This is a genomic window from Alkalihalophilus lindianensis (assembly GCF_032843265.1).
GTDB classification, from domain to species: Bacteria; Bacillota; Bacilli; order Bacillales; family Bacillaceae_D; genus Alkalihalophilus; species Alkalihalophilus lindianensis.
In genome coordinates this window covers 1-341 of record NZ_JAWJBA010000119.1, presented here as the reverse complement: position 1 = coordinate 341, position 341 = coordinate 1, and the positions used below count along the sequence as shown (strand labels likewise).

At 44.9% G+C, this 341-nt stretch carries 1 pseudogene; it reads right to left on the bottom strand.

Annotation, left to right across the window (positions count from 1 at the left end):
• Positions 1-341, bottom strand: a pseudogene (locus RYX56_RS21575) (bifunctional metallophosphatase/5'-nucleotidase); the annotation flags it as partial.

The window sequence follows — 341 nt, the reverse complement described above, 5'->3', positions numbered from 1 at the left end:
CGTTCTCCATCAAGGAATACTTTAGAAGAACCAATGACTGTCTTCTTCAGCTCGTCTAAAGGTTTCTTTAATTCATCAACTTTTGCCTGGGCTTGTGCATCTGCAGCGTAGGTGTTCACATCAAGAAGCTTCCCGTCTTGGGCGGTGATTACCCCATCTTTATCAAAGGTTACATCAAGAACGCCCAAATATTTCAGGTATTCGTTTGCTTGAACAATGACGGTCGGCTCTGCTTTTTCAATCACATCCGGCTTGTCCAGCTTTGTATGTGAGTGACCGCCAACAATGATGTCAATGCCATCGACCACTTTAGCCAACTCTTGGTCTGGTCCATAGCCTAA